Origin of the sequence: Streptomyces recifensis (assembly GCF_002154615.1) — a bacterium.
GTDB lineage: Bacteria > Actinomycetota > Actinomycetes > Streptomycetales > Streptomycetaceae > Streptomyces > Streptomyces griseoluteus.
The window spans coordinates 1-12,368 of sequence record NZ_MUNH01000305.1 but is presented as its reverse complement, the minus strand read 5'-3'; the positions used below and the strand labels follow the sequence as shown (position 1 = coordinate 12,368).

At 71.2% G+C, this 12,368-nt stretch carries 10 protein-coding genes and 1 tRNA gene; 3 read left to right on the top strand and 8 right to left on the bottom strand.

Annotated elements, in window-relative coordinates:
* On the bottom strand, positions 1 to 975 hold a 975-nt coding region (locus tag CCN33_RS17320; protein WP_086694498.1), incomplete at its 3' end, for a dihydrofolate reductase family protein.
* A 171-nt stretch (positions 976 to 1,146) separates the two neighbouring features.
* Between CCN33_RS17320 and CCN33_RS17315 the strand changes: the two genes are divergently transcribed.
* Both CCN33_RS17315 and CCN33_RS17310 read left to right on the top strand, forming a co-directional pair.
* The gene (locus CCN33_RS17315; RefSeq protein ID WP_086694497.1) at positions 1,147 to 1,770 is read left to right on the top strand and encodes an SCO4225 family membrane protein; all 624 of its coding nucleotides are present in this window, start codon (positions 1,147 to 1,149) and stop codon (positions 1,768 to 1,770) included.
* A gap of 171 nt (positions 1,771 to 1,941) precedes the next feature.
* Positions 1,942 to 4,245 carry a peptidoglycan recognition protein family protein gene (locus CCN33_RS17310; RefSeq protein WP_086694496.1) on the top strand — a complete coding sequence of 768 codons (2,304 nt, stop codon included), beginning with the start codon at positions 1,942 to 1,944 and terminating at the stop codon, positions 4,243 to 4,245.
* A 43-nt stretch (positions 4,246 to 4,288) separates the two neighbouring features.
* Here CCN33_RS17310 and CCN33_RS17305 read toward each other — a convergent pair whose 3' ends face one another.
* The gene (locus CCN33_RS17305) at positions 4,289 to 4,627 is read right to left on the bottom strand and encodes a MerR family transcriptional regulator (RefSeq protein WP_030817149.1); all 339 of its coding nucleotides are present in this window, start codon (positions 4,625 to 4,627) and stop codon (positions 4,289 to 4,291) included.
* Between the two features lie 477 nt (positions 4,628 to 5,104).
* Here CCN33_RS17305 and CCN33_RS17300 point away from each other — a divergent pair, with 477 nt between their 5' ends.
* A complete protein-coding gene (locus tag CCN33_RS17300) occupies positions 5,105 to 5,464 on the top strand; it encodes a hypothetical protein (RefSeq protein WP_086694495.1) in 360 nt (119 codons plus the stop codon).
* A 131-nt stretch (positions 5,465 to 5,595) separates the two neighbouring features.
* Here CCN33_RS17300 and CCN33_RS17295 read toward each other — a convergent pair whose 3' ends face one another.
* From CCN33_RS17295 to CCN33_RS17270, 6 genes are all read right to left on the bottom strand, one after another.
* Entirely contained in the window at positions 5,596 to 5,904 is a 309-nt protein-coding gene (locus tag CCN33_RS17295; protein WP_086694494.1) for an SCO5918 family protein, read from the bottom strand.
* 63 nt (positions 5,905 to 5,967) lie between these two features.
* A complete protein-coding gene (locus tag CCN33_RS17290; RefSeq protein WP_086694493.1) occupies positions 5,968 to 7,386 on the bottom strand; it encodes a DEAD/DEAH box helicase in 1,419 nt (472 codons plus the stop codon).
* Between the two features lie 173 nt (positions 7,387 to 7,559).
* A complete protein-coding gene (locus CCN33_RS17285; RefSeq protein ID WP_019329653.1) occupies positions 7,560 to 7,763 on the bottom strand; it encodes a cold-shock protein in 204 nt (67 codons plus the stop codon).
* 355 nt (positions 7,764 to 8,118) lie between these two features.
* Positions 8,119 to 8,191: transfer RNA gene (locus CCN33_RS17280), tRNA-Lys, on the bottom strand.
* Positions 8,192 to 8,268: 77 nt separating this feature from the next.
* On the bottom strand, positions 8,269 to 9,750 hold the full coding sequence (locus CCN33_RS17275) for an amino acid permease (RefSeq protein ID WP_086694492.1): 1,482 nt from the start codon (positions 9,748 to 9,750) through the stop codon (positions 8,269 to 8,271).
* A gap of 119 nt (positions 9,751 to 9,869) precedes the next feature.
* Entirely contained in the window at positions 9,870 to 12,017 is a 2,148-nt protein-coding gene (locus CCN33_RS17270; RefSeq protein ID WP_167387882.1) for a DEAD/DEAH box helicase, read from the bottom strand.
* Positions 12,018 to 12,368 lie beyond the last annotated feature (351 nt).

Sequence of the window (12,368 nt, the reverse complement as noted above, 5' to 3'; positions counted from 1 at the left end):
TTCCAGGATGAGCCCGGCGCACGGGACGGGCCGGGAGGCGCGGTGGGCGCAGGGCTCCAGACTGCTGTAGACGGTGGCGCCGGGCAGGCGTGGGTCGGCCGGGTCCAGCTTGGCGAGCGCGGCCTCCTCGGCGTGGACCACCGGGTCGCCGCCCTCGCGGGAGTGGCCGCGCGCCAGCTCGGTGCCGTCCGCCGCGACGATCACCGCGCCGACGCTGAAGGCGGTGTCGGAGGGCGGGCAGAGCGCGGCCAGCTCGCAGGCGGCGCGCAGCCAGTGCCGGTCGGCGGCGGTCTCCAGCGGGCCGGTGCCGGGGGCGGTGGGCTCGTACCGCATCAGGACGACGTCCTCGATCCGCCGGGTGTCGGTCAGCCGCAGCCGGCCGCCCTGGTACGCGCCGGGGCCGAAGAGGCGGGGGGCGGCCGGGTCGCCGACGAAGAGCGGGGCGAGGACGAGCTGGAGTTCGTCGGCGAGGCCCTGCTGGAGGAGCTGGGTGTGCACGGCGCCGCCGCCCTCCACCATCAGCCGGCGCACCCCGCGCACGTCGTGCAGGTGCGCGAGCAGCGCCCGCCAGTCGAGGGCGGCGCCGAGCGGGACCACGTCCGCGGTGTCCCCGAGGAGGGCCGTGGCCCGCTTCGCCCCCGCATCGGTGGTGTAGAGGAGCTTCTCGCCGCCGGTGTGCCAGAAGTTGGCGGCCGGGTCGAGATCGCCGGACCCGGAGACGGTCACCTTCAGCGGGTACTCCGCCCGCCCCTCGGCCACCCGCGCAGCGCGCCGCTCGGGCGAGTTGACCAGGAGCCGGGGGTTGTCGGCGCGGATGGTCCCGGCACCGACGAGGATCGCGTCCACCGAGGCCCGCACCTCGTCCACCCGGTCGAAGTCCGCGGGGCTGGAGAGCAGCAGCCGCTCGGGGCCGGTGTCGTCCAGGTATCCGTCGAGCGAGACGGCGGCGGACAGCAGGACGTGGGGGAAGGGCATCGACGCGCTCTCCGGACTCTCGGCTCTACGGACTCTGGGCTCCACGGGCGGGCACTCCCTTTGTACTCCGTACCGGTGGGCACCCCGCGCGGGCGGGGATGAGTACGGCTACTCATCCCCGCCCGCGCGGCCCGGCCCCACTGTGGGATCACCGAACCGAAGGAGATCTCGATGCCGCACGCCATCCGCCCACGCCGCCTCTTCACCCTCGCCACCGGCAACTGGCTCTCGCGGGGCTATCTCGCGGTGCTCGCCGTCTCCGTGGTGGCCATGTTCGCCTTCCCGGACAGCGAAGTGGGCCTGGACCCGATGATGCTCACGGCGCCGCTCTCCTTCCTGGGCATGGCCTTCCCCTTCGGTCCCGGCACCGAGGGGAGCCTGCCGGTGGAGGTACTGGCCACCGGGTTCTGGGTGGGGCTGCTCCTGCTGGGCGCCCTCGGGAACGCCGCGGCGCTCGGCGCCCTCGCCTCCAGATCCGCCGACGCGCCTTCCCGGCATCGGATGCGGGCCCTGCTGACGCCCGCCGTGGACAACTGGCTTTCGCGCGGATACCTCGCGGTGGTCGCGGCGGCGCTCGGGGTCTTCCTCTACGCCGTGTGCCTGTCGCCCGACCCCGGTTTCGCCGGGATCTGGCCGCTCATGGCCACGGCACCGCTCAGCATCGTCGCCATCACGCTGTCCGGGCCCATGGGGGGCGGCTCGCTGAGCCTGGTGGTCTTCACCGTCGGTACCGCTCTGGCCGGGCTCTGCAACGCCGTGCTGCTCGGCCGGCTCGCGCGTGCCCTGCGGCGCTGAAACCCAGCTCCAGGTATGGACCAGGGAAAAAACTGTATAAGCCAACGGATGGCATGACCTCATCAGCTACGGTGCCCCTTTGGCCATCTTCTTCACCAAGTCCCCCTGGGGAGGGGGGAGTCGTGAAGGCTCCGGCGGCCAGTCACCTCAGGGAAGGGCACCAGAACCGGTATGAGAGCACGTTGGTGGGGGACGGGCGCGGTCGTCGCGGCGGCCGTGTGCGGGACGTTGGTCGTCCAGGGGGTGAGCGGCGGGGACTCCGGGCACGACGGGAAGACCGCCGCCCCGGTACGGGACCGGGTGTGGTCGGCCGCGCTGGACGTGCGGGGGGACGGCACCGGGGCGACGCTCGCCCGGCGGGACGCCAAGCCGTTCAGCATGCTCGGCGTGAGCTGGGAGAAACCTTCCGCCAGGCTGGCCGGCAAGGTCGAGGTGCGGTCGCGGGCCGTGGGGTCCGGGAAGTGGTCGGACTGGCTGCTGCTGGACAGCGACCGGGGCGCCGGCGAGCAGAAGGCCGCACGCGGCGGCACCGAGCCCGCGTGGGTCGGGCTGTCGGACGGTGTCGAGGCGCGGATCAACGGCAAGGCCACCGCGAAGCTGCCCGCCGGGCTCCGGCTCGACATGATCACGGCGGCCGGGAAGAGCACCGGCGGTGACGCCGAGCCCGCGGCCTACGTCGCGGACGGGCCGGACGACACCGGGGAGCCGGTCGCCACCGACACCCCCACCCCGACGTCCGAGCCGACCGACGTCACCACGACGGACCCCGCCCCGCCGGAGGAGACGACCGCCGAGCCGTCGCCCGGTGAATCCTCGACGGAGCCTCCCACCGACTCCCCCTCGGCGTCCGAGAGCACCGGGAGCACCGGGAGCACCGGACCCACCGACTCGGCGCCGCCCTCGGACTCCGCCACGCCCTCGCCCTCCCTGTCCGTCCCGACCGCGCCGCGCTCCACGGTTCCCCGGCCGCCGATCACCCCGCGCTCGGGGTGGCAGGCCGACGAGTCCATCAGCCCCGAGGCGCCGACGTACATCGACGGCAGGATCAAGGCGGTGGTGGTCCACCACACCGCCTCGACCAACGACTACACCTGCGCCGAGGCCCCGTCGATCATCAACGCGGTCTACACGTACGACGTGACCGGGCTCGGCTGGAAGGACCTCGGCTACAACTTCGTCGTCGACAAGTGCGGGACGATCTACGAGGGCCGCAAGGGCGGGGTCGACCTGCCGGTGGTGGGCGCGCACGCGTACGGCTTCAACTCGCAGACGACCGGCATCGCGGTCCTCGGCACGTACGTCGACTCGCCGCCCCCGATGGCCGCGATGGCCTCGGTGGCACGTCTCGCCGCGTGGAAGCTGGGCCAGTACGGGGTACAGCCGGACGCGACGGTCACCCTCACCACCGCGCTCAGCGGGCAGAACCTCGCGGGGCGGACCTGGGAGCCGGGCGAGGAGATGACGCTCCCCGCGATCCACGGCCACCGGGACGGATACAACACGTTGTGCCCCGGTGACGCCTTCTACGCCGCGCTCGGAACCGTCCGCACGCTCGCCGCGGGCCCCGTCACGGGCCTCACCCTCGGCACGGTCACCGGTACGGGCACGGTCGGGACGACCCCGTACACCAACGGCCCGCTCACGGTGAGCTGGTCCACGACGACACCGGCGTCGCTGATCTCGTCGTTCCGGGTCCTGGTCGACGGCAGGACGGCGGCGACGGTCGCCGGTTCGGCCACCTCCGCCAAGCTGACGCTGCCGGCGGGGACGCACAAGGTGCAGGTCGAGGCGGTGCACCAGTCGGGCCGTACGGCCACCAGCGCGGCGCGGACGGTCGTCGCCGACACCACCGCGCCCACCTTCACCACCAAGCCGAACCTCTCGCTGCGGACCGGCACGGTCAACACCACCGCCGTCCCGCTCACCCTCGGCTGGAAGGCCGCGGACAACGTCTCGCTGAAGGAGACCCGCCTCACCGCCCCGTTCGCCCGGACCTACGGCCCGACGGTCACCAGCGCGGCCCAGACCGCCAAGTCCGGTGCGGCGACGGCCTGGACGCTGCGGGCCTACGACACCCTCGGCAACTCCGCGAGCGCCTCCGTGTCGGGCACCCCGGTGATCCTCCAGGAGACCTCGGCGACCAGGTCCGGCAGCTGGACCACCAAGTCCTCCACCAGCTACCTGGGCGGCAAGTCCCTCGGCAGCAGCACCAAGAACGCCTCACTGACCTGGACCTTCACGGGACGCTCGGTCGCGTGGGTGGTCTCCCGCGCGTCGACCTCCGGCCAGGCGGACATCTACGTGGACGGCACCAGGCTCACCACCGCCGACCTGAAGTCCTCGGCCACGGCCTACCGCAACGCCCTGTGGACCAGGACCTGGCCGACGAGCGCGAAGCACACCCTGAAGATCGTGGTCCGTGCCACGACCGGCCGCCCGGCCGTCACGACGGACGGGATCGTGTACCTGAAGTAGGCCGCCGCCCGAGGGCCCGCCGAAGCCGGCGGGCCCGCTCGCTTCAGGCGTCGGCTGACGGGCCGAGCGACGCTCCGGCACGGCGGTACTCGGCGTTGATCCGCTGGGCTTCCTCGAGCTGGTCCTCGAGGATGATGATCCGGCACGCGGCCTCGATCGGCGTGCCCTGGTCCACGAGTTCCCGCGCGCGCGCCGCGATCCGCAGTTGATAGCGGGAGTAACGGCGGTGTCCGCCCCCGGAGCGCAGGGGTGTGATCAGTCGGGCTTCGCCGAGGGCACGGAGGAAACCGGGCGTGGTGCCGATCAGTTCGGCGGCCCGGCCCATCGTGTAGGCGGGGTAATCGTCGTCGTCGAGACGGCCCAGCGACTCGTCTGCTGTCATCTCACCTCTCTGTGGAACGCGTGGAGGGGCCTTGGTGCCGTACGGCACCAAGGCCCCGAAGGAACTGCAACCATCTGCCGACCCTAATACCGCGTCGGCCTTCTGTGTCCGCACAGCCGCCCGATACGCCGACGGGGGTGCGGGGATCGCGGATGCGTGACCGGAGACCACCTGCCTATCGATGTCCTGCGGTACCCGGACTCACGTCTGCCGGTCCGGGCGATCCTGATGGCGCTCGACTCCTCCGTTCTTCCCTCTGAACCGATCGCTTGTCACACCTGTGCTGCTGCCCGGCAGTTCGTGTCTGCCGGGCCTTGATCGATCTCGGCTACGAGAGAAACCGTAGCCAAGCACACCTCGAATGTCTACTTCGGCGGCGATAGATTTTCGCGTGTCCGACGGAGAGGTATCCGCTTCCGGTGGTCTCCGCGACGGCCCCCGCCACCCGGTTGGGCCCGACGCATAGAATCCGACGTCATGCCGAAGCCTGACGAGCTGATCGTTGACATCGCCGCCCTCGTGGAGTCCGGGCAGAGCAACCAGATGTCTCTCACCGTGGTCACCAGTGGTGCTGTCATCACCGGTCGACTGGCCCCCGAAGCCATGTGGCGGCGGAGGGTGTCCGAAGTGCTGCGGGATTCCACCCATCTGGGCGAGTTCTGCGCCGTCTTCGACGCCCCCGCCAAACGCGACGGGACCCCCACGCACCTTCACTTCCACGTCGCCCGCATCCTCCAGGGCACCGTGGGCATCCCGATGACGGGCGGGATGTACCGCGTCGCGATCGAGGACGTCACCGCCTGGACGATGGGTGACTTCAGCTACTCCGACAACTGACCCACTGACCCGCCCCCGTGCCGGGAACGGCACATGACGCGGAGAGGGCCCGACCGGCGCGTGCCGGTCGGGCCCTCAGTGCTCCCGTACTGCTCCGTACTGCTCCGCCGGGCTCGCGCCCGTCCCGCCGGTCAGCCGGTCAGGGAGGTGCCGAGCATCGCGGACGCCCGCTCCAGCGGGGTCTCGGCGGGCGCGGGGACGGCCTCGGGAGCCGTACGGCAGGTGAAGCCCAGCCGGGCCATGGCCCGCAGCACCTCACCGGCACTGAAATCGCGGCGGTCCTGACGGGTGACGACCTCGCCCACCTGCTTGGCGGGGTAGTGACGGCGGCCGATGATCACCGACTCGGCGGTGACCGGCTCGGGCTTGACGCCCTTCATCGATTCCAGCACGCCGTTCTTGGTCAGCTCGAACGGGAAACGTGCGATGACACAGCGCATGATGCCTCACAGGGAGAAGGGAAGACGGGGCGGACCTCGGGGACGTGGTGCGGAACCAGGGTCCTACGCCGCCGTGCCGTCGGTCGACTGCCGTCCGGGCGCGCGGCGGGCCGCCGGGACCGGGCGGCGCCGGCCGCGTGCGGGGGACCTGCGCTTCTTCGGGCGTTCGGCCACCGGCGCGGTGATGACGACCGGGATGCCGGAGGGGGCCTGAGCACCGGTGATGCGGTTCAGTGCCTCGTCACCCGAGCGGACCTGGGTGGTCTGGGGCCGGATTCCGGCGTCCGACATGAGGCGGGTCATGCCGCGGCGCTGGCTCGGGGTCACCAGGGTGACGACACTGCCGGACTCCCCCGCACGGGCGGTCCTGCCGCCGCGGTGCAGGTAGTCCTTGTGGTCGGTCGGCGGATCGACGTTGACGACGAGGTCGAGGTTGTCGACGTGGATGCCGCGTGCCGCGACATTGGTCGCCACCAGCACGTTGACGTGGCCCGTCTTGAACTGCGCCAGGGTCCGGGTGCGCTGCGGCTGCGACTTCCCGCCGTGCAGGGCCGCGGCCCGTACCCCGCTGTTCAGCAGGTGCTCGGTGAGGCGGTCGACGGCGTGCTTGGTGTCGAGGAACATGATCACGCGGCCGTCGCGGGCGGCGATCCGGGTGGTGGCCTCGTGCTTGTCGGCGCCGTGGACGTGCAGCACGTGGTGCTCCATCGTGGTGACCGCGCCGGCCGAGGGGTCGACCGAGTGCACCACGGGGTCGCTGAGGTAGCGGCGCACCAGCAGGTCGACGTTGCGGTCCAGGGTCGCGGAGAACAGCATGCGCTGGCCCTCCGGGCGTACCTGGTCGAGCAGGGCCGTGACCTGCGGCATGAACCCCATGTCGGCCATCTGGTCGGCCTCGTCGAGGACGGTCACCGAGACCTGGTCCAGCCGGCATTCGCCGCGATCGATGAGGTCCTTGAGGCGTCCCGGTGTGGCGACGACGACCTCGGCGCCCGCGCGCAGCGCGCTCGCCTGCCGCCCGATCGACATGCCGCCCACGACCGTGGCCAGCCGCAGCTTCACCGAGCGGGCGTACGGCGCGAGCGCGTCGGTGACCTGCTGCGCCAGCTCACGCGTCGGCACGAGGACCAGCCCGAGCGGTTGCCGGGCCTCGGCACGCCGCCCGGCCGTACGGGCCAGCAGCGCGAGCCCGAAGGCGAGCGTCTTGCCGGAGCCGGTGCGGCCCCGGCCCAACACGTCCCGGCCCGCCAGGGAGTTCGGCAGGGTCGCGGCCTGGATCGGGAACGGCACGGTCACGCCCTGCGCGCCGAGCTCGGCCAGCAGCTCCCCCGGCATGTCGAGATCGGCGAAACTCTCCACGCCGGGAAGCGCGGGAGTCGTCGTCCTGGGGAGCGCGAACTCTCCCTGGATCGCGGGGGTCCGGCGGCCGGAATTTCCGTGGCGGGTGCGGGTGAAGCGGTCGTTCGTACGTGTGCGGTTCATGCGGAACCTTCCTCGATGCGGCACATCTCAAGGAATTCCCGCAGCATTGGGCCGCACGGGTAATTGCAAGAATGAGCCGGTGGAGCGCAGCGGTGGAACACTGCGGAAAATGCGGGCAGCCGGGGCCCGCACCCCGAAGGATGCGGGCCCCGGCTGCACAGTGCGCGTGAGCGTCAGGCGACGACGATGTTCTCGGCCGTCGGGCCCTTCTGGCCCTGCGCGATGTCGAAGGACACCTTCTGGCCCTCGAGCAGCTCACGGAAGCCCTGAGCGGCGATGTTGGAGTAGTGGGCGAAGACGTCGGCGCCGCCGCCGTCCTGCTCGATGAAGCCGAAGCCCTTTTCCGCGTTGAACCACTTCACGGTGCCAGTAGCCATGTCAATTCTCCTTCGGGGCAGTGCATCGCGGTACGCACTGTACGAACCGCGTGTCGCCGCGATGATTACCCCGCCCGGAAAAGACCGGAAATAAAACTTCGGGAACCACAACTGCAACTGAGATCGACGGTAGCACGCTTCAGCGGCCGGTGTCGGGTGAAAAATGCCACCGCGGCCATTGCGGTAAATAACCTGTCGGCGCGTTCCATTGAAAACTCAGTTCGCGAGAACAGCTATTGATTCACCGGGAGCACAAGGTTTCGAGCCGGGCGCCGGAGGGGCGACCCGCGGCCCGGTACCGGGCAAAACGGACACGCCCCCGGCTCAACGGATCGTCGAGCCGGGGGCGTTCGCGTAGGCCCTGTGGGACTCGAACCCACAACCAATGGATTAAAAGTCCACTGCTCTGCCAATTGAGCTAAGGGCCCGGGGCGGTGTTGCCTGTCCGAGCATAGCTGGCGGTGGCCGTGTCTCCGATCGGGTATCGGGGACACGGCCGCGTCGGTCAGTCGCGAAGGAACCAGTGGCGGGCCGAGACGAGCCACCAGGTGGCCGCGAAGCCGAGGACGACGAGGACGGCGACCGGGGCGTAGTTGAAGGTCTCCCAGGTGACCGGAGAGACCTGGGGCAGCATGAAGAGCACCGTGATCAGGACGACCCAGACGACCGAGACCACGCCGACAGGGAGCGACCAGCGGCCCAGATGCCACGGCCCCCGCTGGAAGTCCGCGCCCTTGCGGACACGCAGCAGCGTCGGGATGACGTAGGCGATGTAGAGCCCGATCACCGCGATGGACGTCACGGCCGCGTACGCCGTCGAGTTGATGAGGTACGGCAGGCCGAGGACGAGCGCGCCCAGGGCGGCCAGCCAGACCGCCGCGACCGGGGTCCGGGTGCGCGGGCTGACCGTGTGCCACACGCGCGAGAAGGGGAGCGCGCCGTCCCGCGAGAAGGCGTAGATCATGCGGCTGTTGGCCGTCACCGAGGCCATCCCGCAGAAGAGCTGGGCGCCGATCACCACCAGCAGGAGCAGCTTGCCGGTCGTGGCACCGAGCGCGTCCAGAAGGATCTGCGCCGGGGGCGCGCCGGTCGGGGAGTCGAGCGCGCCGTCGTAGGACTGGATGGCGAAGGTGAAACCCAGCAGCAGGACGAAGCCCGCGATCCAGGAGGTCCAGATGGAGCGGACGATGCCCTTCGGGCCGGCGGTCGCCGCGTCGTGGGTCTCCTCGGTCATGTGGGCGGAGGCGTCGTAACCGGTGAAGGTGTACTGCGCCATGAGGAGCCCGAGCAGCACCACGTAGAACCCGCTGCCCCAGCCCGTCCCGTTGACGAAGTGGGTGAAGACGAAGGACGCCGACTGGTGGTGGTCGGGCAGGAAGGCCAGCGCGCCGACGATGACCGCGACCCCGCCCACGTGCCACCACACGCTCACGCTGTTCAGCAGGGCGACGATGCGCACCCCGAAGGTGTTCAGCAGCCCGTGCAGCAGCAGGATCGCCGCGAAGAGCAGGACCGTACGGCCGGGCGACACCCGGAAGCCGAACTGGAGGTTCAGCCAGGCCCCGAGGAAGGACGCCGCGCCGAAGTCGATGCCCGCCGTCACCGCCACCTGGCCGAGCACGTTGAACCAGCCGGTGAACCACGCCCAGGCCGCCGCCGAGCGCGGGGGAGCGAGCCGGTGCGCCCAGAAGTACAGCCCGGCCGAGGTCGGGTAGGCGGAACAGATCTCGGCCATCGACAGGCCGACGAACAGCGTCATCAGGCCGACGGCGACCCATCCCCAGGTGATCACGGCGGGCCCGCCCGTCACCATGCCGAACAGGTACAGCGTGAGGCAGCCGGACAGCACCGAGATGATCGTGAAGGAGACGGCGTAGTTGGAGAACGCCGACATCCGGCGGGCCAGGACCTGGGTGTAGCCGAGCTGGGCGAGCCGCTCCTCGTCGGACAGGGCCGACTCGGCTCTCGCTTGCGTGTCGTCTGTCATGACCCCAGCAATTCCCTGAGGGCCGACGTGACATGCGCCACGCGGCGGCCGAAAAGCACCGGGAAACCCGAAGGGCCCGTACGGAGATCCGTACGGGCCCTTCGTCGGCTCACTGGGCGTCAGCCGTTGCGCTTCCAGCGGGGCTTGTCGTCGCGCCGGCCGAAGGAGGACGAGCCGCCGGTGCCGCGGTGCTCGTCACGGCGGCCGTAGGGGCGCTCGTGGCCGCCGGAGCGGAAGCCCGGACGGTCGTCACGGCGCTCACGGTTGAACGGACGGTCGCTGCCCCGGTGACCGCCACGGTCGTCGCGGCGGAAGCCACCACGGTCGTCACGGCGCTCGAAGGAACGGCCACCGCGGTCGTCACGGCGCTCGAAACCCCGCTCGCCCCGGTCCTGGTTGAAGGAACGGCGCTCGCCACCGCGGTCGTCACGACGCTCGAAGGAACGGCGCTCCCCGCCACGGTCGTCGCGGCGCTCGAAGCCACGGCCACCACGGTCGTCACGGCGCTCGAAACCCCGCTCGCCCCGGTCCTGGTTGAAGGAACGGCGCTCGCCACCGCGGTCGTCACGACGCTCGAAGGAACGGCGCTCCCCGCCACGGTCGTCACGACGCTCGAAGCCACGGCCACCGCGGTCGTCACGGCGCTCGAAGCCACGGCCACCACGGTCGTCGCGGCGCTCGCCACGGTCGCGGTCGAAGGAACGGCGGCCCGCCGGGCGCTCGTCGCGCTCGGTCTCGCGGGCGGCCGGACGCTCGGCCTCGGCGGTCGCCTCGGCCACGGCCTGCTCGGCGGTCGCCTGGGCCTCGGCGACGGCGGCCTCCGGGTCCTCGCCGCGCTCGCGGGCGACCCGCGCCACCAGGCGGTCGGCCTCCTCGCGCAGCTCACCGGCGCGGCGCTGGGCACGCTCCAGCTCCTTGACCAGCCCGGCGACCTCGCGCTCGGCCTGCTGCGCGGCGTTGCCCGCGGACTCGGCCTGCACCTCGGTCATGGACCGGGCGCCGGTGATCTCGGCGACCTCGGGCTCGAAGGCGCCGGCCCCCTGGATGATGTGGCGCGCGGCGTCGACGCCCGCGTCCTCCATCAGCCGGAAGATCTGACGGCGCTGGTGCGGCAGGGACAGCGAGACGACGGTGCCGGAACGGCCCGCGCGGGCGGTACGGCCGGAGCGGTGCAGGTAGTCCTTGTGGTCGCCCGCCGGGTCGACGTTGAGGACCAGGTCGATGCCGTCGACGTGGATGCCGCGCGCGGCGACGTCGGTGGCGACGAGCGCGTTGACGTAGCCGTCCTTGAAGTCGGCCAGCGTCCGGGTACGGGCGCCCTGGGTCATGCCGCCGTGCAGCGCGTCGGCCTTCACGCCCGACTCGCGGAGCTGCTCGGCGATGCGGTCGGCACCGAGCTGGGTGCGGACGAAGATGATCGTGCGGCCCTTGCGGGAGGCGATCGCGGCGGTGACCGGCGCCTTGTCCTTGGGCTTCACGATGAGGATGTGGTGCGACATGGTCGTGACGTTGCCCTGGGCGCTGTCGACCTCGTGCGTGACCGGGTCGTTCAGGTAGCGCTTGACCAGCGTGGAGATCTCGTTCTCCATGGTCGCGGAGAACAGCATCCGCTGGCCGCCGGCCGGGACCTGGTCGAGCAGCTCGGTGACCTCGGGCAGGAAGCCCAGGTCGGACATCTGGTCGGCCTCGTCGAGGACCGCGATCTGGACGTCCTCCAGCGAGCAGGCGCCGCGGTTGATGATGTCGCGCAGGCGGCCCGGAGTGGCGACGAGGACGTCGACACCGCGCTCGAGGGCGTAGATCTGGTTGCCCATCGAGGTGCCGCCGCAGACGACCTTCATCTTCAGGCCGAGCACGTCGCCGTAGGGCTGGAGGGCGTCGGCGACCTGCATCGCCAGCTCGCGGGTCGGCGTCAGGATGACGGCGCGCGGGCGCTTCTTCTCGGTGCGGCCGCCGGCCAGCGTGGCCAGGGTGGGCAGACCGAAGGAGAGGGTCTTGCCGGAGCCGGTGCGGCCACGGCCGAGGATGTCCTTGCCGGCCAGGGCGTCCGGGATGGTCGCGGCCTGGATCGGGAAGGGGGTGGTGACACCGTTCTGGGCGAGCTTGCGCACGATGCCCTCGGGAAGACCGAGGTCGGCGAAGGTGAGCTCGGGGGTGGTGTCGGTGGTGTCGTCGGCCTCGACGACAGCGGTGACCTCGTTCGTCCCGTCGACGGGGGTGTCCCCGTCCTCGGGCGCGACGAACTGGTCAGTGCTGGAAACGGACATGCGAATGCGAAACCTTCCGGAGTCTCTCGGCACGCGCCCGTCAACTCCGTGATTCGCACAACACAACCGCCTCAATGCGGTCCGTCACGGCAAAGGAGAGTACGCGCCACACGGCGCGCTCTGCGATGGCGCCGGGCAAATGGGATCAAACGATCTACCACCATACGCACCCCCCACCCCTGAAGGCAAACCGGCTCGTCAAGCCCCTTCCGGCGCCCGTTCACGGCTCACACCGCGGCCCGTACGGCGGGCACCGGAACCCGTCCGCCGAGCTGCGGGGCCGGGTCCTCGTGGGCCGAGGACGACGGCTCGGCCGACGGCGGCTCGGTGTCCGGCGGCGGCGGGGTCGAG

Bases quoted from the DNA above. Each gene is read 5' to 3' on its own strand.
- CCN33_RS17315 (WP_086694497.1), top strand. From the start codon at position 1,147: ATGCCGCACGCCATCCGCCCACGCCGCCTCTTCACCCTCGCCACCGGC.
- CCN33_RS17310 (WP_086694496.1), top strand. From the start codon at position 1,942: ATGAGAGCACGTTGGTGGGGGACGGGCGCGGTCGTCGCGGCGGCCGTG.
- CCN33_RS17305 (WP_030817149.1), bottom strand. From the start codon at position 4,627: ATGACAGCAGACGAGTCGCTGGGCCGTCTCGACGACGACGATTACCCC.
- CCN33_RS17300 (WP_086694495.1), top strand. From the start codon at position 5,105: ATGCCGAAGCCTGACGAGCTGATCGTTGACATCGCCGCCCTCGTGGAG.
- CCN33_RS17295 (WP_086694494.1), bottom strand. From the start codon at position 5,904: ATGCGCTGTGTCATCGCACGTTTCCCGTTCGAGCTGACCAAGAACGGC.
- CCN33_RS17290 (WP_086694493.1), bottom strand. From the start codon at position 7,386: ATGAACCGCACACGTACGAACGACCGCTTCACCCGCACCCGCCACGGA.
- CCN33_RS17285 (WP_019329653.1), bottom strand. From the start codon at position 7,763: ATGGCTACTGGCACCGTGAAGTGGTTCAACGCGGAAAAGGGCTTCGGC.
- CCN33_RS17275 (WP_086694492.1), bottom strand. From the start codon at position 9,750: ATGACAGACGACACGCAAGCGAGAGCCGAGTCGGCCCTGTCCGACGAG.
- CCN33_RS17270 (WP_167387882.1), bottom strand. From the start codon at position 12,017: ATGTCCGTTTCCAGCACTGACCAGTTCGTCGCGCCCGAGGACGGGGAC.